At 68.4% G+C, this 21,023-nt stretch carries 16 protein-coding genes; 14 read left to right on the top strand and 2 right to left on the bottom strand.

What is annotated here, in order from left to right; genetic code table 11:
- Positions 1-29 precede the first annotated feature (29 nt).
- The 4 genes from BAU06_RS11035 to BAU06_RS11050 are packed head-to-tail and all read left to right on the top strand — an operon-like array spanning position 30 to position 4,307.
- Entirely contained in the window at positions 30-797 is a 768-nt protein-coding gene (locus tag BAU06_RS11035; protein WP_066348758.1) for a class II aldolase/adducin family protein, read from the top strand.
- A gap of 59 nt (positions 798-856) precedes the next feature.
- A complete protein-coding gene (locus BAU06_RS11040; protein WP_066348763.1) occupies positions 857-2,410 on the top strand; it encodes an ABC transporter substrate-binding protein in 1,554 nt (517 codons plus the stop codon).
- A 60-nt stretch (positions 2,411-2,470) separates the two neighbouring features.
- Complete coding sequence (locus BAU06_RS11045) at positions 2,471-3,418, top strand: ABC transporter permease (protein WP_066348772.1); 948 nt, start codon at positions 2,471-2,473, stop codon at positions 3,416-3,418.
- Positions 3,408-4,307, top strand: a complete 900-nt coding sequence (locus BAU06_RS11050; protein WP_066348775.1) for an ABC transporter permease — start codon at positions 3,408-3,410, stop codon at positions 4,305-4,307. The genes BAU06_RS11045 and BAU06_RS11050 overlap by 11 nt, the downstream gene beginning before the upstream one ends.
- Positions 4,308-4,319: 12 nt before the next feature.
- Here BAU06_RS11050 and BAU06_RS11055 read toward each other — a convergent pair whose 3' ends face one another.
- Both BAU06_RS11055 and BAU06_RS11060 read right to left on the bottom strand, forming a co-directional pair.
- Complete coding sequence (locus tag BAU06_RS11055) at positions 4,320-5,354, bottom strand: LacI family DNA-binding transcriptional regulator (protein WP_066348790.1); 1,035 nt, start codon at positions 5,352-5,354, stop codon at positions 4,320-4,322.
- A 44-nt stretch (positions 5,355-5,398) separates the two neighbouring features.
- The gene (locus tag BAU06_RS11060) at positions 5,399-6,337 is read right to left on the bottom strand and encodes a LysR family transcriptional regulator (RefSeq protein WP_066348798.1); all 939 of its coding nucleotides are present in this window, start codon (positions 6,335-6,337) and stop codon (positions 5,399-5,401) included.
- Positions 6,338-6,560: 223 nt separating this feature from the next.
- On the opposite strand from BAU06_RS11060, the gene BAU06_RS11065 reads away from it, so the two are divergent.
- The 10 genes from BAU06_RS11065 (at position 6,561) to BAU06_RS26170 (ending at position 19,447) form a co-directional block, all read left to right on the top strand.
- Positions 6,561-7,418: an N-acyl homoserine lactonase family protein gene (locus tag BAU06_RS11065; RefSeq protein WP_066348801.1), complete on the top strand. Its 858-nt coding sequence runs from the start codon at positions 6,561-6,563 to the stop codon at positions 7,416-7,418.
- Positions 7,419-7,453: 35 nt separating this feature from the next.
- Complete coding sequence (locus BAU06_RS11070; RefSeq protein WP_066348802.1) at positions 7,454-9,472, top strand: NAD(P)/FAD-dependent oxidoreductase; 2,019 nt, start codon at positions 7,454-7,456, stop codon at positions 9,470-9,472.
- A gap of 64 nt (positions 9,473-9,536) precedes the next feature.
- The gene (locus BAU06_RS11075; protein ID WP_231934048.1) at positions 9,537-10,688 is read left to right on the top strand and encodes a tripartite tricarboxylate transporter substrate binding protein; all 1,152 of its coding nucleotides are present in this window, start codon (positions 9,537-9,539) and stop codon (positions 10,686-10,688) included.
- Positions 10,689-10,697: 9 nt separating this feature from the next.
- Positions 10,698-12,098 carry an MmgE/PrpD family protein gene (locus BAU06_RS11080; protein WP_066348809.1) on the top strand — a complete coding sequence of 467 codons (1,401 nt, stop codon included), beginning with the start codon at positions 10,698-10,700 and terminating at the stop codon, positions 12,096-12,098.
- Entirely contained in the window at positions 12,095-12,919 is an 825-nt protein-coding gene (locus tag BAU06_RS11085) for an N-acyl homoserine lactonase family protein (protein WP_066348826.1), read from the top strand. The genes BAU06_RS11080 and BAU06_RS11085 overlap by 4 nt, the downstream gene beginning before the upstream one ends.
- Positions 12,920-12,986: 67 nt before the next feature.
- A complete protein-coding gene (locus BAU06_RS11090; RefSeq protein WP_066348828.1) occupies positions 12,987-13,952 on the top strand; it encodes a Bug family tripartite tricarboxylate transporter substrate binding protein in 966 nt (321 codons plus the stop codon).
- A gap of 19 nt (positions 13,953-13,971) precedes the next feature.
- Positions 13,972-15,378, top strand: coding sequence for an MmgE/PrpD family protein (locus BAU06_RS11095; protein ID WP_066348836.1), 1,407 nt, complete (start codon positions 13,972-13,974; stop codon positions 15,376-15,378).
- Positions 15,379-15,441: 63 nt separating this feature from the next.
- Positions 15,442-16,791: an MmgE/PrpD family protein gene (locus BAU06_RS11100; RefSeq protein ID WP_066348840.1), complete on the top strand. Its 1,350-nt coding sequence runs from the start codon at positions 15,442-15,444 to the stop codon at positions 16,789-16,791.
- A 106-nt stretch (positions 16,792-16,897) separates the two neighbouring features.
- Complete coding sequence (locus BAU06_RS11105) at positions 16,898-17,881, top strand: Bug family tripartite tricarboxylate transporter substrate binding protein (protein WP_066348846.1); 984 nt, start codon at positions 16,898-16,900, stop codon at positions 17,879-17,881.
- Between the two features lie 66 nt (positions 17,882-17,947).
- A complete protein-coding gene (locus BAU06_RS26170; protein ID WP_082988150.1) occupies positions 17,948-19,447 on the top strand; it encodes an MmgE/PrpD family protein in 1,500 nt (499 codons plus the stop codon).
- Positions 19,448-21,023 lie beyond the last annotated feature (1,576 nt).

The following is a 21,023-nucleotide window of genomic DNA, read 5'->3' on the forward strand; positions in this document are numbered from 1 at the left end:
CTCGCCCGCGGACCGGGGAAATACACGAAATGAGTGCAAGCACGCACGCCGCGCCGCCGCAGGCGGCCGGCATGATCGAGGGCGAATGGCAGATCCGCTGCGACATGGCGGCGATGTTCCGGGCGATGAACCGCCTGGGGATGAATGAACAGATCGCCAACCACTGCAGCATGATGCTGCCCGGCAGCGACAATCTGTTCCTGATCAACGCACGTGGGTATCACTACAGCGAGATCACGGCCAGCAACCTGATCGTCTGCGACCTGCAAGGCAATGTGGTGCGCGGCGATGGCGAGCTGCGCAAGGTGGCCTTTCACATCCACGCGCGCCTGCACCTGAAGCATCCTCAGGCGCGCTGCATCCTGCATGTCCATCCGCAATACCTGACCGCGCTGTCCATGCTGGAAGAGGGCAGGCTGGAACTGGTGCACCAGAACAGCGCCATGCTGTACGACCGCGTGGCCTACGACGAAATCCACAACGGCGTCGTCCTGTGGGACGAGGAAGGCGACCGCATCGCCGGCGTCCTGGGCGACCGCACCATCCTGATCATGAAGAACCACGGCGTCACGGTGGTCGGCCCGAGCGTGGCCGAGGCCTTCGACGAGCTCTATATCGCCGAGCGCACCTGCATGTACCAGATGACGGCAATGAACACCGGCATGAAGCTCAAGCACATCGGCGACGAGTTGCGCGACCGCTACAACGGCCCGTGGGGCGAGCGTTTCGACGCGCGCCTGCACCTGGATGCCTGGCGCCGCATGCTGGACAAGCAGGAACCGGATTACGCCATGTGAAGGCCCGCAGGGGCGCGCCGGTGCGTCGAGGACCACAGACTAGTCAAGGGGAAGCAACCATGAAGCGATTTTTTCCGTCCGCCGGCGTGCTGGCGGCGGCATGCATGACGGTATTCGCGCTGGCCGCGGCGCCGGCGCAGGCGCAAAAGCGCGGTGGCGACGTGGTCGTGGCGCAGCAGGCGCAGCCGCCCAGCCTGGATGCCCAGATTACCTTCGCCCAGGCCGCCCGCAATATCAACCTGCACATTTACGAGGCGCTGTTCGCCCGCAACGACAAGGGCGAGACCATACCCGAGCTCGCGGAAAGCTATACCGCGGCCCCGGACAGCCTGTCGTACGAAATCAAGCTGCGCAAGGGCGTCCTGTTCCACAATATGAAGGAAATGAAGGCGGCCGACGTCAAGGCGTCGCTGGAGCGCTACGCCCGCTATGGCGGCAGCGCCCAGAATATGTCGCTGGTCGACCATATCGACATCGTCGACGACTATACGATCAGGATTTTCATGAAGAAGCCCTTCCAGGGCTTCATCGAATTCCTGGGATCGCCGCGCGCGCCCGTGGCCATCTATCCGGCCGAAGAGGCCGCCAAGGGGCCGAACCAGATCAATGTGATCGGCACGGGGCCTTTCCAGCTGGTCGAGTACAAGCCCGACAGCTACGTCAAGCTCAAGCGCTTCGACGCCTATTCCGCCAACCCCAACTACAAGGGGCGCGACGGCCTGGGCGGACGCAAGACGGCGTATTTCGATACGGTCACCTTCCGCTTCATGCCGGAGGCCGGCGCCCGCGAATCGGCGCTGCAGACCAATGAAGTGCAGGTGCTGGAGGCCATCTCTCCCACCGCCGCCAAGCGCCTGAAGAACGACAGCAATATCAAGATCTACGAAATGATGCCCTGGGCCTTCCAGACCATCATCCTGAACGCCGGCGCGCCGCCCACCGACAACCTGAAGGTGCGCCAGGCCATCCAGGCCGCGCTGGACGACGAGGAGATCATGGCGATCTCCACCGATGGCCTGTACCGCATGACGCACGGCTGGCAGCATCCCGGCACGCCGTATTACGCGGGGGATGTGGGCAAAAGCCTGTACAACCAGCACAACCTGGACCTGGCCAGGAAGCTGCTGAAGGAATCCGGCTACAAGGGCGAGGAAATCACCTTCATCGCCGACAACGGCTTCAAGAACCATAACGACACCGCCGTCATCGCCACGCAGCAGCTGCAGGCCATAGGCATGAACGTCAAGCTGCGCATCGCCGACTGGCCCACGACGCTGGCCGCCCGCGAAAAACCCACGGGCTGGAACCTGTTCCCCATCATGGTCGGCATCGAGCCGTACGAGGGACCGAACGGCGTGGCGGTACTGTTCACCGGCGACCAGAACTGGCAGCATCACAAGGACGCCGGCCTGGAGGCCGCGGTCGCCAAGCTGAACAGCGCGCCGGATTTCGCCGACCGCAAGGCGGCCTTCGCCACCATCCAGCAGATCGTGTATGAGCAGGTGTACGCGATCAAGGTGGGCGACATCGGCGTGCTGGAAGCGGCGCGCTCCAACCTGAAGAATTTCGTGCCGCACCGCGTGCCGCGCATGTGGGACGTCTGGTACGAATAAGCGTGAAGCGCGGGCAGGCCGGGCGCCCCGCGCGCCGCGGCCCCGCGCCGGGAGTCTCGCATGTTGATGTATCTGCTGCGCCGCTTGCTGAGCGCCATTCCGGTGCTGGTGCTGGTGTCGCTGTTGACCCTGAGCCTGATCTGGCTGGTGCCGGGCGACGCCGCGGCGGAACTGGCCGGGCCGGGCGCCAGCACGCAGGAGCTGGCGCGCCTGCGCACCGAGCTGGGCCTGGACCAGCCGGCCTACGTGCAAGCCTGGCGCTGGTACGTCAATGTGCTGCATGGCGACCTGGGCCGTTCGCTGCTGCTGAATCGCGGCGTGACCGAAGCCATACTCGAGCGGCTGCCGGTAACGGCGTCCCTGACCTTGCTGGCTTTGCTGATGACGGTGGCCGTGGGCATGAGCGCCGGCGTATTGGCCGCCGTGCGCCGCAATACCTGGGTGGACCAGCTGTCGATGTCGCTGGCGATGCTGGGGCTGTCGCTGCCCGACTTCTGGCTGGGCTTGGTGGGCATCTATCTTTTTTCCGTGCAGCTGGGCTGGTTTCCGACGGGCGGCTATGTGCCGTTCACGCAAAGCCCGCTGGGCTGGCTGCACAGCATGTTCCTGCCGGCGGCGGCGCTGGCCGCCACGCAACTGGGCCTGCTGGCGCGCATGACGCGCTCCAGCATGCTGGAAGTATTGAGCCAGGACTACATCCGTACCGCGCGGGCCAAGGGGGCGCCGCCGCGCAGCGTGATCGGCCGGCACGCCCTGATCAACATCGCCGTGCCGACGCTGACCGTGATAGGCGTGAATGTGGGCATCCTGATCGGCGGCGCGGTGATCGTGGAATCGGTGTTTTCCATTCCCGGCGTGGGCCGCCTGGTCATCGGCGCGATCCAGCGCCGCGATCTGCCGGTGATCCAGGGCGGCCTGCTGATGATCGCCTGCGCGATGGTGCTGGTGAATCTTGTCGTCGACCTGCTCTACGCCGTTTTCGATCCCAGGGTGCGCTATGGCCGCTGAAATGACCGCCGGCAAGGCCGACGCCGTGCCGGGCCGGTGGCGCCGCGTGGCGTCCTCGCGCATGCTGGCCCGCCTGCGCGGCCACCGCCTGTTCATGACCGGCCTGGTGCTGTTGACGGTCATCGTGCTGATGTCGCTGCTGGCCGGCTGGCTGGCGCCGTATTCCCCGGTGGTGAACGACTACCGCTACCGCCTGGGGGCGCCCAATGCCGCGCACTGGATGGGTACCGACAGTTTCGGACGCGATGTGTTCAGCCGCATGCTGTACGGCAGCCGGGTGTCGCTGCGCATCGGGTTCTTCGTGACCCTGTTCACCGGGCTGGCGGGCACTGTCATCGGCTTGTGCGCGGGCTACTTCCGGCGCCTGGAAAACCCCATCATGCGCGTGATGGACGCGCTGATGGCCTTTCCCGGCATCCTGCTGGCGATCGCGCTGTCCTCGGTGCTGGGGCCTTCCGAGATGAACGTGGTGATCGCCCTGGTGATCACCTATACGCCGCGCACCGCGCGGATCATGCGGGCGGCCGCGCTGGTGCTATCGCAGATGGAATTCGTGCAGGCCGCCAAGGTGGCGGGCGCGGGGCACTTGCGCATCCTGGTCCGCCACATCGCCGCCAACAGCCTAGCGCCGCTGATCGTGCAGATGACTTTTATCTTCGCGATCTCGATATTGGCCGAAGCGGTGCTCAGCTTCATCGGCGTCGGCCCGCCGCCGCCCACCCCGACCTGGGGCAACATCATCGCCGACGGCCGCGATTTCATTCCGGATGCGCCGTGGATCTGCCTGTTCCCGGGGCTGGTCCTGGGCATGACGGTGCTGGGACTGAATCTTATCGGCGACGGCTTGCGCGACGTGCTGGACCCGCGGGTGCGGGTGGAAGGACGCTAGGGCCTGTTAACGCTAGAAAGACGCCCGCCGTACCAGCTCGCCTTGCAGCACTTCGCGCACGGGCGCCTGGTCCGCCGGCCGGTCCAGCAGGTCCAGCGCCACGGCGATCATGCGGTCCAGGGGGTTGCTGTACGTGGTCAGCATGTAGGGCGGCCAGCTGGCATTGGGAATGTCGTCGAAGCCCACGATGGCCGGCGCCGCGCCCAGCCCGCCGGGCATGCCGCGGTAGCCGTCCAGCATGCCGATGGCCACCATGTCGTCGCCGCAGAACACCGCATCCACCGGCGACCGCCGCCGGCACAGCAGGCCGGCCGCCTCGTAGCCCCATGCATGGCTGAAAGCGCCTTCCAGCACGACGTCCGGCGCCCGGCCTTGTTCGCGCAGGGCCTGCAGGAAAGCTTCCCGGCGGACGACATTGGTGGGCGAGTCGGGCAGGCCGCCGATATACGCGATGCGCCGCTTGCCCGCGGCAATGAAACCCTGGGCCACCAGCCGGCTGCCATGGGCGTTGTCGCAGGAGACGCCATGCACGGCTTTTTCCTCGACATAGCGGTTGACCATGACGATGGGCGTGCCGCTTTGCCGCACCTGCCGCGCGGCGCGCGCGCCGATGCTGACGTTGGCGATCAGGATGCCCTTGACCCGGTAGCGCAGGGCCAGCGGCAGCTGGCGGTCGATGTCCTGGCCTGGCGGCGAGTTCAGCAGCAGCACTTCCTGTCCGCGCTGCTGGATGGCCAGGGTCATTTTTTCCAGCATCTGCGGCACGAAAGGGTGGGTGATATTGCTGGTGACCACCGCCACGATGTTGGAGCGGCCCTTGACCAGCGAGCGCGCCGCCATGTCCGGCAGGTAGCCAAGCTTGCGCGCCGCCTTTTCGATCTGCTGGCGGACTTCCGCGGCGACATACCCGCGGCCGGCGAACACGCGGGATACGGCGCTTTGCGATACGCCGGCTTCGCGGGCGACGTCCTTTTGCGTGTATCCGTTTTTCTGCGCGCGCGCGGCGCGGGACTTCGGCAGGGCGGGGGTAGGTCTCTGCGTGGACAAGTGTGGGCGTTCCGGGATGGCGGGCCGTCGGGCAGTATAGCGAGCTATGTGGGCTGCCGATAGGGCAGCCCGCCGGCTTCGTCCCAGTGCGGATTGCTGGCGATCAGGTCGATCAGGAAATCGACGAAAGCGCGCACCTTGGGCGACATATTCTTGCTGGGCAGGTACACCGCCGACACCTGCGGGCCCAGGGCGACGTAGTCGGTCAGGACGGCGCGCAGCCGGCCGTCGCGCAAGGCGTCGGCGGCGATGAAGTTGCTGATCATCGCCACGCCCAGGCCGGCCGTGGCGGCTTCCAGCAGCGATTCGGCATTGTTGATGTTCAGTCGCCCGGACACGGTCTTGCCGAACGTGCGGCCATTCTTGATGAACTGCCACTCGCGGTAGCGGCCGGTGTGCATCAGTACATAGGCCAGGCAATGATGGCGGTCCAGCTCGTCCGGCGTGGCGGGCTCGCCGTGCCGTGCCAGGTATTCCGGCGCCGCGCAGGCGACGAAGCGCAGGTTGCACAGGCGGCGGGCGATCAGGCGCGCGTCGGCCAGCTCGCCGATGTGCACCGCGACGTCTATGCCTTCGTAGGCCAGGTCCACCATGCGGTCGCTCAGCTCGGCGTCGAGCACCAGGTCGGGATAGCGTTCGATGAATCCGCTCAGGTGCGGGACGATGACGCGGCGCCCGAAGCCCACCGGCATATGCACGCGCAAGCGTCCGTGCGGCGCGGCCCGGGAACGGTTCAAGGAGTTTTCCGCGTCCCGCACGTCAGCCAGGATCTGCTGGCAGCGTTCGAAGAAGCTGGCGCCGTCGTTCGTCAGCCCGACCGAGCGCGTGGTCCGGTGCAGCAGGCGCAGCCCCAGTTCCTGTTCCAGGCGCGTAATGGCCTTGCTCACCGCCGAGGAAGTCAGGCCTAGATGCTTGGCCGCGTCGGTGAAGCTGCGCGTTTCGGCGACCCGGGCGAATACGCGCAGGGCGTTCAGGTTCTCCATGCTTGTCCCCTGGGCCGGCCGCCATGGCAAGGGCACCCGGAAGCGCCCCGGCGAGCGCATCGGCGTGCCGGCTTATTCATGAATCCAGTTCATCAGTGTTTGTCATTCTAGCCAATTGATCGGCCTGGCGGCGGAAATTAGACTGCTCTGCATGACAAGAGCGCATTCCACCGGTGCGGCGCCCGCCGCGCGGCGGGGCGCGCCGCATGGAGACTTGCATTCAATGCCGCAGCCGCCGATCGCCACCGGTACGTCCGCGGGCCGGGACGCTTCCCGGCACGCCGCCAGCCCGCCCGCCTACGAGGTGTACGCCCTGAAGTACGCAACGCGCGCCGCGCGGCGCACGGCGAACTTCCTGGGAGGCGACCCGCATGACGCGCCCATGCCGATGGACTACTACGTCTGGGTCATCCGCGGTGCCTCGCGCCTCGTGCTGGTGGATACCGGTTTCGCGCAGGACATGGCGGACAAGCGCCACCGCCAGCTGTTGCGCCACCCCGCCGCGGCGCTGGAGCTGCTGGGCATCCAGGCCCGCGATATCCGCGACATCGTCATCACCCATTTGCACAACGACCACGCCGGCACGCTGGGCGACTATCCGAACGCACGCTTCCATTTGCAGGATGGCGAGATGGCCTTCGCGACCGGTAGACATATGTGCTGCGGCCTATTGAATCGCGCGTACGAGCCCGATCATGTGTGCGGCATGGTGCGCCTGGTCTATGGCGACCGGGTGGTTTTTCACGATGGCGACGCCGAGATCGCGCCGGGCATCGGTGTGCACGCGATAGGCGGCCACACCGCCGGCCTGCAGGCCGTGCGCGTCCATACGGCGCGCGGCTGGGTGGTGCTGGCCTCGGACGCCAGCCATTACTACGAGCACTTCGAACAGGATCGCGTATTTCCCCTGGTCTACAGCGTCGGCGACGTACTGCAGGGTTACCGGCGCCTGAAGGAATTGGCGGCATCGCCCGAACACGTGGTGCCGGGACACGACCCGCTGGTCATGGCGCGCTATCCGGCCGCCGGGCCGGGCCTGGAGGGCATCGTGGCGCGCCTGCACGAAGCGCCGCGCCGCTGAAGCGATCGATTCGAAGCCGACAAGGAGACAAGCCGATGCTGCTGCAACAGCCCGGGCTGGTAGGCGGATTGCGCCTGAAGAACCGTGTGGCGATGGCCCCCATGGGCACCAACTACAGCACCACGGATGGCCTGTCCACCGAACGGGACAAGCAATACTACGAGGAGCGCGCCCGCGGCGGCGTCGGCATGATCATGACCGAGGCCATGGTCGTGACCGAGCAGGCACGTCCGCACAACAACTCGCTGTGCTGCTACCACGACCGCTTCATTCCCGGGCTGGCCAGCATCGTAGAGGCCATCAAGCGCCATGGCTGCGCGGTATTCGGCCAGCTCAACCATCGGGGGGCGCTGTTGCGCCGGTCCGTGCTGAACATGGAGCCCGTCGGCCCGTCGCCCTGGGCCAATCCCAACACCGGCGATACGGTGCGTCCATTGTCGACGACGGAAATCGCCGATATCCAGAAGCTTTTCGTGGCGGCCGCCCGGCGCCTGTGGCTGGCCGGCTATGACGGCGTGGAGATCCACGCCGCCAATGGATATCTGTTCCAGCAGTTTTTCAGTCCCCGCATCAATCGCCGCGACGACGCCTATGGCGGGTCGCTGGACAACCGCATGCGCTTCCTGCTGGAAACCATGGGCCGCATGCGCGACGCATTGCCGGAGCTGCGGCTGGTGATCCGCCTGAGCGCGAGCGAGTTCGCAGAGGGCGGGTATGGCCAGAACGACATCATCGCGCTGGCGCGGGCCGTGGAGCGCGCCGGGGCCGACGCGATAGACCTGTCCGGCGGCAGCAACGAAAGCCCGCAGCTGTCCAAATTCTGTATCCAGCCGCCGTCTTTCCCGCGCGGCTGCCTGGCCGATGCGGCGCGGCCCATCAAGCAGGCCGTGGGGATTCCGGTCTTCGTGGCCGGCCGCATGGTGCAGCCGGAGGACGCCGAACGCGTACTGGCCAGCGGCGCCGCCGATTTCGTTTCCATCGGCCGCGCGCTGTACGCGGACCCGCACTGGGCCGCGAAGGCCTTCGGCCAGGTCGACGCGCCCATACGCGCCTGTATCGCCTGCAATGTCTGCTTCGAGCGGCTGACGCTGGAGAAGGACGTCGCCTGTGTGCAGAACCCCATGATGGGTACGGAGTTCGAGCGGCTGGAATACGCCGAGCCCCAGCTCTTCGCGCCGCCGCCGGGACCGCGCGCGCGGGTGCTGGTGCTGGGCGCTGGCGTGGCGGGCATCGAGGCCGCGCGTGTCCTGAAGGGCCGCGGACATACGGTGGAAATTTGGGAGACCCGGGATCGCCCGGGCGGCCAGATGCCGCTGGCCACGGCCTCTCCGGACAAACAGGAAGTAGAGCCGGTCTGGAGCTATCGCTGGCGGACGGTGCAGCGCCTGGGCGTCCCGGTGCGGACGGGGATGAGGGCGGACGAACGCGCCATCCGCGCCTGTGCGCCGGACTACATCGTCGTGGCCACCGGTTCCCGGCCCGCTGCGCCGCCGCTGGATGTGGGCGCGCTGGCCCCCGGCGTGCGGGTGCGGCATGCCTGGGATGTACTGGCGGATCTGGATGCGGTAACGGCGGGGATGCACGTCACCATCGTCGGCGGCGGCATGGTGGGGGCGGAGACGGCCGACGCGCTGCGTGTGCGCGGCGCTCGCGTCACGGTGCTGGAGCTGCAGGCGGGTATCGCCACCGGCATGGCGCGCAACAACAGATTCGAATTGGTCGAGCGCCTGGCGGCCGACGGCGTGGCCCTGCTGACGCGCTGCCGCATCCTGAAGGCGGAAGGCGGGACGCTGGAGATACAGGAGGGCGACGCGGCGCCACGGCGCATTCCCGCCGGCGACATGCTGGTGTTCGCGACCGGCCCGCGTCCCAACCTGGACGTGCTGCCCGCGGTCGAGGCCAGCGGGATTCCCCATGCCCGCATCGGCGATTGCAATGTGCCGGGCGACTTCCTGGCGGCGCTGCGCGATGCCTGGATGGTGGCCGTGAGTGTCGATGCGCATGCCAGGCGCCCGCGCGCCGGCGCGGACCTGCGCAGGAAGGTGGAAGCGTGAACCGCGACGGGCATGGCGGGCCACGGTGGCGCGGACCGAGGGAGCGCGAGCAATGGACAACAACATGAAGGGGAAGGCAAACATGGAAGGAAACGGCAGGCCGGCGAGCGGTGTTTCCGCGCGGAACGACGGCATGATGGGCGGTTGCACGCCCGACGCCACGGCGCGGCAGGACAGGCCGCGCGGCGCCGGGGCGCGGCCGAAAGGATGGCGGGGCGGCGCGGTGCGGCGGGTTCTCGCCGCGGCGCTGCTGGCCGGCGCCGGCTTGCCGGTCGTGGCAGCCGCTTCCGCGGACGACGCGGCGCGGGCCGCGGCGAATTTTCCCGACCGGCCGGTGAAGCTGATCGTGCCGTTTCCACCGGGCGGCGGCACCGATATCCTGGCGCGCCCCCTGGCCCAGAAGCTGGGGGAAAGATGGAAGCAGCCCGTGGTCATCGAGAACCGCGCCGGCGCGGGCGGCAATATCGGCACGGAAGCCGCCGCGCGCGCGCCGGCCGACGGCTACACCCTGGTCCTGGGCACGGTGGGCACGCACGCCATCAACCAGAGCCTGTATCGCAACCTTTCCTATGACGCGACGCGCGATTTCACCGCGATCACGCTGGTGGCGAATACGCCCAACGTGCTGGTGCTGAATCCGGGCGTGCCCGCGCGTTCGGTGGCGGAACTGATCGCCATGGCCAAGGCCAGCCCCGGAGCCTTGAACTACGCCACGCCGGGCAACGGCACCCCGCCGCACCTGGCGGCGGAGATCTTCAAAAGCATGGCCGGTGTTTCGATCACGCACGTGCCCTACAAAGGCAGCGCGCCGGCCATGACGGACCTGCTGGGCGGCCAGGTGCAGATGATGATCGCCAACGCGCCCGTGGTGCTGCCGTATATCAAGTCCGGCAAACTGGTCGGGCTGGCGTCCACCAGCGCGACGCGCCCCGGCATGCTGCGCGATCTTCCGACGCTATCGGAAAGCGGCCTGAAGGGCTACGAGGCCGATACCTGGTACGGCTTGTTCGTGCCGGCCGGCACCCCGCCGGCCGTCGTCGCCAAGCTCAACGCCGACGTCGTCGCGGCGCTGAAGTCGCCCGACATCCAGGCTTTCTTCGCGGAGCAGGGCGCGGAAGTCATCGGCGACAGCCCGGCCGACGCCAATGCCAAGGTCCGGGCGGAAGTGGGGAAATGGCGCGCGGTGATCGATGCCATCGGCCTGAAGATGGATTGAGGCAGCACCATGGCCCTGGATAACGCCGATATGCTTGCCGCGCGGCTGGGCCGCTTCATTGCCCGCTCGCGCCATGAGACGCTGCCCGCGGACGTGGCCGATGCGGTCAAGCTGCGCGTGCTGGATGTACTGGCCGCCGCCTGCAGCGGCGTGCTGGCGGGCAACCACGAAGGACTGCTGCGCCTGCTGCCGGAGCAGGGCGCCTGCGGCGTCTGGGGTACGTCGCAGGGGCGCGGGCTGCGCGACGCGGTCATCGTCAATAGCGCGGTGTCGCACTCCACGTATTTCGAGGACGGCTCGCGTTTTACCGGCGGGCATCCGTCCTCGGCGGTGATTCCGGCGGCGATGACCCTGGCCGCCGCGCGCGGCGCTTCGGGGCGGCTGCTGGTGGCCGCCATCGCCAACGGCTACGAAGTCTTCCTGCGCCTGGGCCGCGCCATCTACCCCGCGACCGTGCGGCGCGGCTTCCAGAGCACGGCGATCCTGGCGGCGCCCGCCACGGCCGCGGCGGCGGCCACGCTGCTGGAACTGGAACCGCGCCAGGCCGCCCACGCCGTGGCGATCGCGTGCAGCCATGGCGCGGGCCTGAAGGCGGCCCTGAAGAGCGCCGATAGCCAGCCCTTGCAAGTCGGACGCAGCAGCGAAGGCGGCTTGCTGGCGGCGTTGTACGCCGCCCAGGGCGCGACCGGCGCCGCCGATATTTTCGAAACCGGCTTCTTGCCGGCCTTCGCCGGCGCCGCCGACGCACAGGCGGCGAGCCTGGACCTGGGCGCGCGCTGGAGCATAGGCGAAACCTACCTGAAAGCGCACGGCGGATGCCGCGGCAACCATGCGCCCATCGACGCGGCGGCGGCCGCCTTGCAAGGCGTGGACCCCGCGCGCATCGCGCGCATCGACGCCCGGGTCGACACCGTCACCTATGCGGCCGCCATCGAGCTCCCGCGCAATGCCGACCAGGCGCAGTTCTCCATCGCGTTTTCCATTGCCGTCATGCTGGTGGCGGGCGACGCGACGCCCGGCCGCTATACCCAGGCCATGCTGGCCGACGAGCGGGTACGCGCGCTGATGGACATGACCACGGTCGGCGCGGATCCGGGCCTGGACGCCGGCTATCCCGACCGCCGTCCCGCCCTGGTGACTGTCACGCTGACCGATGGCACCGAACTGCGCCATGCGCTGGACCATGCCAGGGGCGAGCCGGAGAACCCCATGTCGCGCGAGGACATCGCGCGCAAGTTCGATACCGTCGCCGCGCCCATCTATGGCGCGGGCCGGGCACGCATCCGCGACGCGGTGCTGGCGCTGGACGCGGATAAGGCGGACGACGGGGGGAACACGCCCGCCCGCCTTGCCGCGCTGCTGAACGCTCCAGCCGGCCATTCTTCCACCTCCCATGCCGTACAACCATGACCACGACATATCCCGAGTCTTCCATCCCGCTGCCCGAATACGAGGTCTACGCCATCCGCTACGCCACGCGCGACGGACGCCGGCAGAACAATTTCGTCGGTGGCGATCCGCACGACGGGCCCATGCCCATGGACTATTACGTCTGGCTGGTGCGCGGCGACGGCCGGGAAATCGTCGTCGATACCGGCTTCGGGCCGGAGGTGGCGCGCAAGCGCGGCCGCACGCTGCTGCGCACGCCGGCCGAGGGCCTGGCGCTGCTGGGCGTGGACGCGGCCCGGGTACCCGAGGTCATCATCACGCACCTGCACTACGACCATGTCGGTACCTTCGACACCTTCGCGTCCGCGCGCTTTCACCTGCAGGATGCCGAGATGGCCTATGCCACGGGGCGGCACATGCGTCATCGCCAGTTCAACCACGGCTACGAAGTGGAGGAGGTCACCGGCATGGTGCGCATGGTCTACAAGGATCGGGTCGTCTTCCATGCGGGCGACGCGACGCTGGCGCCGGGCCTGAGCGTGCATCACGTGGGCGGCCATACGCACGGCCTGCAATGCGTGCGCGTGCACACGCGGCGCGGCTGGGTGGTGCTGGCCTCCGATACCAGCCACTTCTACGAGCATTTCGAGAAGCGGCGGGTCTTTACCACGGTCTTTCACGTCGGCCAGGCCATGGAGGGCTACGACACCCTGGAACGCCTGGCGGATACGCCCGCCCACATCGTGCCCGGCCATGACCCGCAGGTCATGCGGCGCTATCCGGCGGCGTCGGAGGAACTGCGCGACATCGCGGTGCGGCTGGACACCGCGCCGTCGGAATAGCGCGGCGGGCAGGGGCGGGACGCGTCCACCGCCCGCCCCGTCACAAGAACCACCAAGGAGACAACACATGAAACCGATACGATCGCTGTTGACCTGCGCGCTGCTGGGGTGGGCGCTGGCGCCCGCCGCCCACGCGGATACCTATCCGTCCCGCCCCATCCGCACCCTGGTCGCCTTCCCGGCCGGCGGCAGCGCCGACATCGTCGCGCGCCTGGTCACGCAAAAGGTGGGCGAGCTCTCGGGGTTCAACTTCGTGGTGGAGAACCGGCCGGGCGCCGGCGGCAACCTGGCCTTCGATGCCACGGCCTCGGCGCCGGCGGACGGCTACACGGTGCTGTTCAGTACGCCCGGCATCGCCATCAATCCCAGCCTGTACCGCAAGGTCGAGTACAAGCTCAGCGACTTCAAGCCCATTGCGCTGGTGGGCGAGGCGCCGCTGGTGCTGATGGTGCGTCCGGACCTGCCTATCCACAACATCAAGGAACTGGTCGCCGCCAGCAAGCAGAAGCCCGACGCGATCCGCTTCGCCAGCTCCGGCAACGGCAGTTCCTCGCACCTGGCCATGGAGGTGCTGAAATCCATGACCGGCATGCAGTACCTGCACGTGCCCTACAAGGGCGGCGGGGCGGCCATGGCCGACATGCTGGGCAAGCGGGTGGACGTGACCATGCTGCCCATTTCCGAAAGCCTGCCGTATATCCGCGACAACCGCCTGCGCGCGCTCGGCCAGACGGGTGGCAAGCGCTCGCCCATCGCGCCGGAAATTCCCACGCTGGCGGAAGAGGGCGTCACGGGATATTCCGTGACCACCTGGTACATGCTGCTCGGTCCCGCCAAGCTGCCCGATCCGGTCGTGCAGACGCTGGCCGCCAAGTTCGACCAGGCGCTGAAGTCCCCCGACCTGCAGGAGAAGCTGCGCAACGCCGGCGTCGGCATCCTCAACGAGGGACCCCGGCAGACCAAGGCCTTCCTGGATCAACAGGCGGCCAGCTGGGCGAAGGCGATCGCGGCATCGGGCACCCATATCGATTGAAGGACAGGAGAACCTCCCCATGAGCAGTTCCAAACCGCCCTTGCTGGCGAACGCCACCCGCGACCTGGCCGCTTTCGCGGCGTCCATCCGCTACGAGGACCTGCCGGCCGAAGTGGTCCAGCGCATCAAGACCAGCGCGCTGGACAGCATCGCCTGCTGCCTGTATGGCGCCACCTTGCCGTGGACGCGCAAGGTCGGCGAGATGGTAGAGGACGAGGGCGCCGCGCCCGTCGCGTCCATCATGGGCACCGGCCGGCGTACCTCGGTCGCCAACGCCGTGCTGGTCAATGCCACCGCCGGGCATGCCTTCGAGCTGGACGACATCCACAAGGAATCGATCCTGCACCCGGGGTCCATCGCGCTGCCCATCGCCGCCGCCTATGCGGAACGCGACGGCGGCTGGAGCGGCCGCGATCTCATCGCGGCGATGGCCACCGGCTACGAGGTCGGCATCCGCGTCGGCAACGCCGCCACCATGGGGCTGTTCTTCCGCGGCTTTCATCCGCAAGGCTCGTCCGGCGTGTTCGTCGGCGCGGCCTGCGCCGGCAAGAGCCTGGGGCTGGACGCCGGCCGCATGCAGCATGCGCTGGGTATCGTCGGCTCGCAGGCGGGCGGGCTGATGGCGGCGCAGGAAGGCGCCATGGTCAAGCGCTTCCATGCCGGCCGCGCCGCGCAAAGCGGCGTGTATTCGGCGCAACTGGCGGCGCGCGATTTCACCGGCATTACCGACGTGCTGGAGGCCAGCTACGGCGGCTACCTGGCGGCCTATTCCGATTCGCCGAATGCGGCGCGGCTGACCGACGGCCTGGGCAGCGACTGGGAAACGGCCAAGGTTGGCTACAAGCCGCATGCCAGCGTGACCAGCATCCATTCGGCGCTGGACGCCTTGGCGCACATCATGCGGGAAAACCGCCTGGCGCCGGACGATATCGAATCCGTGGATGTCGGCGTCAGCGAGATGACCTTCGTGCACTGCGCCTGGGACTACAAGGCGCAGGGCGTGACCGCGGCGCAGATGAATCTGTACTACGGCCTGGCCGTCATCGCGCACGACGGCGTGGCCTTCGTCAGCCAGTACCGCGAGGACCGCCTGGCCGATCCGCGCCTGCTGGATTTCATCCGCCGCATCCATGCCCGTTCGGACGCGGACATCAACGCCATGGGCCCGGCCTTTCGCCACGCCGCCACGGTGGCGGTGCGCACGCGCGATGGCCGCACGCTCAGCAAGCAAATCCTCAACCGCCGCGGCAGTCCGGAGAATCCCCTGCGCCCGGAAGACGTGGAATACAAGTTCCGCAATGTGGTGGCGTCCTGCCTGGCGCCACGGGACATCGACCAGGCGGTGCGCATGTGCGACACGCTGGAGACCATGGACGACGTCGGGCCGCTGCTCGCCTTGCTGGCCCAGCCGGGCAGGGCGGCGTGAGCGGGCCTGGCGCCGCCCGTCCGTCCCCATCCCTTTCTTCATCACCCTTCGAACAGGAAGATCATGTCCAAGACGCTTTCAGAACAACTCGCCGATCACTTCTCCGGCTTCGGCGGCAAGCCGCTGCCCGATGCCAACCGCAAGGCGATGAAGCGGCTGCTGCTGGACTATCTGGGCGTGGCCGTGGCCGGCAGCCAGACCGGCAGCGGCGAGGTGGCGCGCCGCTTCGCGCAAGCCAGCGGCGGCCATGAAGAGTCCACGCTGATCGGCGAGGGCACCCGTGTGCCGGCCATGCAGGCGGCTTTCGCGAACGCCATTTCCTCGCACAGCGTCGAGTTGGACGATATCGACGTGCTGGCCCTGTTCCACTTCAGTCCGCCGGTGTTCTCCGCCGCGCTGGCCACCGCCGAACGCCAGAAAGCCGACGGCAAGGCGCTGCTTTCCGCACTGGCCGCCGGCTGCGAGATGATGGAGCGCGTCAGCAAGGCGGCCAATAACTCGCTGCGCAATCGCGGCTACCACACCACGCCGACCTGCGGCATCTTCGGCGCGACCATTGCGTCGGCCTGCCTGCTCGGGCTCACGGCCGAGCAGATGGTGTCCGCGCTGGGCCTGGCCGGCGCGCAATCCGGCGGCCTGATGGAGATGTACGGCCCGTCCATGCAGAAGCGCTTCAACCCCGGGCCCGCTTCGCGCAGCGGGGTGACCGCCTCGCTGATGGCGCAGCTGGGATTCACCGGCGCGGCCACCATCTTCGAAGGCGAGCGCGGCTTCCTGAAGGCATTCACCGATGCCAACGACCCCGGCCAACTCGTCAAGGATCTGGCGCGGCCCTACATGCTGGATATCGAATTCAAGCCGTATTCCTGCGCACGGCCCATCCACAACGCCATCGATTGCGCGCTGGAGATCCGCCGCAATCACGCGCCCGACCTGGACCGCATCAAGGCCATCCGCATGGCCCGCCATCCGGACTGGGCGCTGTATCACCAGAACGCCCGGCCCGTCACGTACCACGAGGCCCAGGTCAGCCTGCCGTACTCGGTGGCGGTGGCGCTGACCGACGGCCAGGCCCTGTTCCCGCAGTACAACAACGCGCGGCTGAAAGAGCCCGTGCTGAAAAAGCTGTCGGAGATGGTGCGGATCACCGTCGACGAAAGCCTGCCGCGCGGCGTGTCCTGCCTGATGACGCTGGAGATGGACGACGGCACGACCTATCGCGCCCAGGTGGATTACCCCAAGGGTTCGATCCAGAATCCCATGTCCGACGACGAATTGCGCGCCAAGTTCGACAGCCTGGCGACACCGGTGCTGGGCGGCGCGCGCGCGGCCCAGGTGGCGGAACAGGTGGCGGATATCGAAGCCTGCCGCGACGTCGGGGCGCTGATGCGCCTGCTGGCGCCAGGCGGCTGAGCGCCGCGCGGCGTACGAAGACAAGAAACGCCTCCCGCGATGCCGGCTGCCCGATAGGCCGCCGGATATCGCCGACGGGGGCGATGCCCACCTAAAGGAGACCGACATGCTGCAATTGCTCAAGCCCCTGGCCACCCTGATCGCCGCCACCGCGATGGCCGCCGCCGCCTTGCCCGCCGCGGCGCAGGATCCCGACTACCCGTCGCGGCCCATCCACCTGGTGGTGGGCTTTCCCCCCGGCGGGTCCAACGATATCGTGGCCCGTATCCTCGCGCCCAAGCTCGGCGAAATCATCGGCGCCAGCGTGGTGGTGGAGAACCGTCCGGGCGCCAATGCCATCATCGGTACCGATTACGTCGCGCGTTCCGCGCCCGACGGCTACACGATCACGCTGGGTAGCGCCAGTCCCCTGGCGATCAGCCCGCATACGTACAGCAACATGCCCTTCGATCCGCTGAAGGACCTGGTCGGCATCACCACGGTCGCGCAAACGCCTGAACTGATCGCCGTCAATCCGAAGGTCCCGGCCAAGACCTTGCCCGAGCTGGTGGCGCTGTCGAAGACGCGCGACGTGACCTTCTCGTCTTCGGGCAATGGCGGGCTGCCCCATCTGGCCATCGAGTTGCTCAAGATCGCTTCCAAGGGGCGCATCGTGCACGTGCCCTACAAGGGCGCCGGCCCGGCCATCACCGACGCCGTGGGCGGGCACGTCGACGGCATTATCGTGGACCTGCCCGCGCTGTACACGATGGTGAACGAAGGCAAGCTGCGCGCCATCGCGGTCACCAACACCCACCGCGCGGATGTCATGAAGGACGTGCCGACGTCGGCCGAAGGCGGCCTGCCCACCGTGCTGGCCTTCAACTGGTTCGCCGTCATGGCGCCCGCCAAGACCCCCAAGCCCATCGTCGACAAGCTCTACCAGGCCCTGGTGCGTACCGTGCAGTCGCCGGAGGTCAAGGCCAGCCTGACCAAGCTGGGCATCGAGCCGTACACGCAGGCGTCGCCGGAGGCCTTCGCGCAGTTCATGAAGACGGAGCTGGTGCGCTGGGGCGAGGTGGCGCGCGCCTCGGGCGCCAAGGCCGACTAGGCGCTCCGCGCGGAACCCGTGCGCCGCGGGCGGCCGCGGCGACAGCCAGAGAATGGAGGAAGACCCATGGACGACCTGGAATCATGGAAGGCATTGGCGCGCGAGCATCGCGGCATCACGATGGCACTGGCGGAATTCATCGCCGGGCTCAGGCCCTCGGCGATCCCCGGGCCGACGCGCGAGGTGCTGGACAAGGCGCTGGTGGACGGGCTGGGCTGCGGCCTGTACGGACTCGCCACGCCCTGGGGCCGCATCATGCGCGAGTACGCCCGCGACCGGCAGGGCCCTGCCGAGGCCGCGCTATGGGGCGGGCAGGCGCGCGTCAGCGTCGGCAATAGCGTGCTGGCGGCGGGTACCGCCATCCATGCCTTCGACTTCGACGACCACAGCCGTGCCAAGATCCATCCCGGGGCCGTCGTGCTGCCGGTCGTGCTGGCGCTGGGCGAGCGCGAGCGCGTGGACGGGGCGACCTTGATGACGGCCATGGCTGCCGGCTACGAGACCATGAACCGGGTCAGCCAGGCGGCCAATCCCGGCCGTACCCGCATGCGAGGGTGGCACCTGACCGGCACCACCGGCACCTTCGCCGCCGCGGCGGCCGCCAGCGTGATCCTGGGCCTGGATGCCTCCACCACGGCCAGCGCGCTGGGGCTGGCCGGCACGCAATCGGCCGGCTTGTGGGCCTTTACCGCCGACGGCGGCATGAGCAAGCGCATGCATCCCGGGCGGTCGGCCGAAGCGGGCGTGACGGCCGCGCTGCTGGCGGCGCGGGGATACGAGGGACCGCGCTTCATCCTGGAGGCCGAGGACGGCAGCTTCCTGTTCGGCATGTCCGATAGCCCCCGCCCCGGCATGATCGCGCAGGGCCTGGGAACGACCTGGCATACGGACGCCACCTGCTTCAAGCCGCACGCCTGCTGCGGCAGCAACCACGCCTGCGTGGATGCCGCGCTGCGGCTGCTGCGCGAGCACCGTATCGACGTGGACGATATCGAACGTATCGTCGCCGGCATTCCGGCGGTCGTGAATACGCAAACGGGCTTCGAGTATCGCGCCGATTCGGTGCTGAACGCGCAGATGAGCCTGCGCTACAACATCGCGGTCGCCTTGATGGATGGCCAGGCCTATCTGGAGCAGTTCACGCCCGGCCGCATCGTCGACCCCCGCGTGGTCGCCCTGGCGCGCCGGGTGGAGATCGAAATCGATCCGGACATCGACCGCGCCTATCCCGGCATCTATGGCGGGCGCGTCAGGCTGGTCCTGCGCGGCGGCCAGGCACATGACTGCCGCGTGGATTATTCCCTGGGCATGCCGGAGAACCCCATGCCGCGCAGGGACATCGAACGCAAATACCTGTCGCTGGCGGGCGCGTCGGTGGGCGCGGAAGCCGCGGAACGGATACTGGAACGGGCGAACGGGCTGTTCGATGGCGCGGGCGCCGCGGCGCTGGGCGAGGCGCTGGCCGCCGTGCAGGTGCGCGAGCAGGAAGGCTCGGCCGGCGCGCCGGCGCTCGCCGCCGCATCCCGGCCCAGGATCAGCGCGTCCGGAATGCGCCCGCCGATATAGAAGATCCTTTCGTCTTTCCGCGCCAGCGCCTGCGTGATGGCGGACCGCAGGATCGCGCTGGGCAACCTGCCTTCCTGCACCAGCCGCGGGCCGTCGTTGACCAGGATGTCTTCCAGGTTGCGGAATTTTCCGGGCGCTGCCGTGGTATCGATGGCAATGACATGCGGCGCCGCGGCGCCCGTGCCCGGCGCCGCGCGGGCCGATTCCGGCGATGCGTCGCGGGCGCCGGTCAAGGACGGCAGCGGGCCCGGGCCGGCCCCACAGGCGGCGTGCCGGATGATGGCGGCCAGGATGTCGTCGGCCGAGGCGTACGGATCCATCGTCGCCATCAGCATAGTGCCGCTTGATCCCTTGTCCTGGCGGTGATAGACGCGCATGGGCACCGGCCGGCGGGCCGCGGCCTCCAGGCTCTGCCGTATCGTCGCGGCCGATACATTGCGGTGGGCCGTGTTGCCGCGCGCCACCAGCTCGTAAATGCCGTCCAGCAACAAGCGCGCGTTGGCCGTGCGCAGGGCGGTATTTGCCCGCAGGGCGGCGCCTTTCAGGGCGCGCGCGGCCAGCGGCGTGACGCGCGCCGCGCTGCCCAATAGCCGTGCCGCGGAAAAAACCGGCACCACGAAATCGGTAAGTTCGCGCGCCCCGCTTACCAACAGGACGCGCAGGTGGAACTGCTGCAATAGCGAGCGCATTCCCGCCGCCATCATGGCCCGGGCGCCTTGCGCCGCGACGGCGCGCATCGAGATATGCGCCGCCGCGATGCCGGCGCTGCCGCCGCCGGCGGTGACCGCGATCAAGGCCAGCGTGATCGCCAGCGCGGCCGCGTCCCATGCGACGTCCCCGAGCTGCGGTTCATAGCCGGGGTCCCACTTCATCTGGTGGTAGAAGGCGTAGAAGGGCACGATCAGCCGCAGCACCGTTTCCATGCGCGAGGGCAGATAGTTGTCGGTCTTCCATTGCTGGATCGCGCCTAGCACGGCGACGCGCCGCAGCGTGACGATGTGCGCGCGCAGCGTCACCGGCGCGCAAGGCGCATGGTTGACGATGTATTCCGCGGCGGGGCGCGGTCGCGCCGGCGTGGCGGCGTCCGCTGGCGCGGCATGGCCGGGAAGCGGACCTGGCGCGGACGCGGCGGGTGCGGGCGAGGCCGGCGGCGCCACCAGGCCCAGGCTTCTCAAGAGGGCGCCGGGATCCAGCTGGCCTGCCTCGTTCGCGACGGTGCCGCCCAGCCGCGCGACCTTTCCGCCGGCGTCGATATGCAGGAATTCGCCGTCGGCCATCTCGGCCACGTAGCTGGGACCCAGCGATCTGCCCAGCGTGTCCAGCAATGCGCCGGAGGGCAGTTTGTGCGCGCCAGCGGGATAGGCGATCAGGCTGCTGATGTGCCACATCCGCCTGGGGACTTCCTCTAGGCGCAGCCGGTGCACGCCCGCGGCGGCGGCATCGGCGATGGCGCTCAGCTTGCTGAAGTGGTCCAGATGCGCGTTCACATAGTCGGCGAACTGGCCGTAGTATCGGACGCGGACCTCCGGCGTCTCCATGTAATGGTCGACCAACGCCTCCACGGGCACGGCTTGCA

Source organism: Bordetella bronchialis (genome assembly GCF_001676705.1).
Lineage (GTDB): Bacteria > Pseudomonadota > Gammaproteobacteria > Burkholderiales > Burkholderiaceae_B > Bordetella_C > Bordetella_C bronchialis.

What these genes read in the sequence shown, in the direction of transcription:
- BAU06_RS11035 (WP_066348758.1), top strand. Translation starts at nt 30, where the DNA reads ATGAGTGCAAGCACGCACGCCGCGCCGCCGCAGGCGGCCGGCATGATC.
- BAU06_RS11090 (WP_066348828.1), top strand. Translation starts at nt 12,987, where the DNA reads ATGAAACCGATACGATCGCTGTTGACCTGCGCGCTGCTGGGGTGGGCG.
- BAU06_RS11105 (WP_066348846.1), top strand. Translation starts at nt 16,898, where the DNA reads ATGCTGCAATTGCTCAAGCCCCTGGCCACCCTGATCGCCGCCACCGCG.
- BAU06_RS11095 (WP_066348836.1), top strand. Translation starts at nt 13,972, where the DNA reads ATGAGCAGTTCCAAACCGCCCTTGCTGGCGAACGCCACCCGCGACCTG.
- BAU06_RS11085 (WP_066348826.1), top strand. Translation starts at nt 12,095, where the DNA reads ATGACCACGACATATCCCGAGTCTTCCATCCCGCTGCCCGAATACGAG.
- BAU06_RS11075 (WP_231934048.1), top strand. Translation starts at nt 9,537, where the DNA reads ATGAAGGGGAAGGCAAACATGGAAGGAAACGGCAGGCCGGCGAGCGGT.
- BAU06_RS11065 (WP_066348801.1), top strand. Translation starts at nt 6,561, where the DNA reads ATGCCGCAGCCGCCGATCGCCACCGGTACGTCCGCGGGCCGGGACGCT.
- BAU06_RS26170 (WP_082988150.1), top strand. Translation starts at nt 17,948, where the DNA reads ATGGACGACCTGGAATCATGGAAGGCATTGGCGCGCGAGCATCGCGGC.
- BAU06_RS11080 (WP_066348809.1), top strand. Translation starts at nt 10,698, where the DNA reads ATGGCCCTGGATAACGCCGATATGCTTGCCGCGCGGCTGGGCCGCTTC.
- BAU06_RS11060 (WP_066348798.1), bottom strand. Translation starts at nt 6,337, where the DNA reads ATGGAGAACCTGAACGCCCTGCGCGTATTCGCCCGGGTCGCCGAAACG.
- BAU06_RS11050 (WP_066348775.1), top strand. Translation starts at nt 3,408, where the DNA reads ATGGCCGCTGAAATGACCGCCGGCAAGGCCGACGCCGTGCCGGGCCGG.
- BAU06_RS11100 (WP_066348840.1), top strand. Translation starts at nt 15,442, where the DNA reads ATGTCCAAGACGCTTTCAGAACAACTCGCCGATCACTTCTCCGGCTTC.
- BAU06_RS11070 (WP_066348802.1), top strand. Translation starts at nt 7,454, where the DNA reads ATGCTGCTGCAACAGCCCGGGCTGGTAGGCGGATTGCGCCTGAAGAAC.
- BAU06_RS11045 (WP_066348772.1), top strand. Translation starts at nt 2,471, where the DNA reads ATGTTGATGTATCTGCTGCGCCGCTTGCTGAGCGCCATTCCGGTGCTG.
- BAU06_RS11040 (WP_066348763.1), top strand. Translation starts at nt 857, where the DNA reads ATGAAGCGATTTTTTCCGTCCGCCGGCGTGCTGGCGGCGGCATGCATG.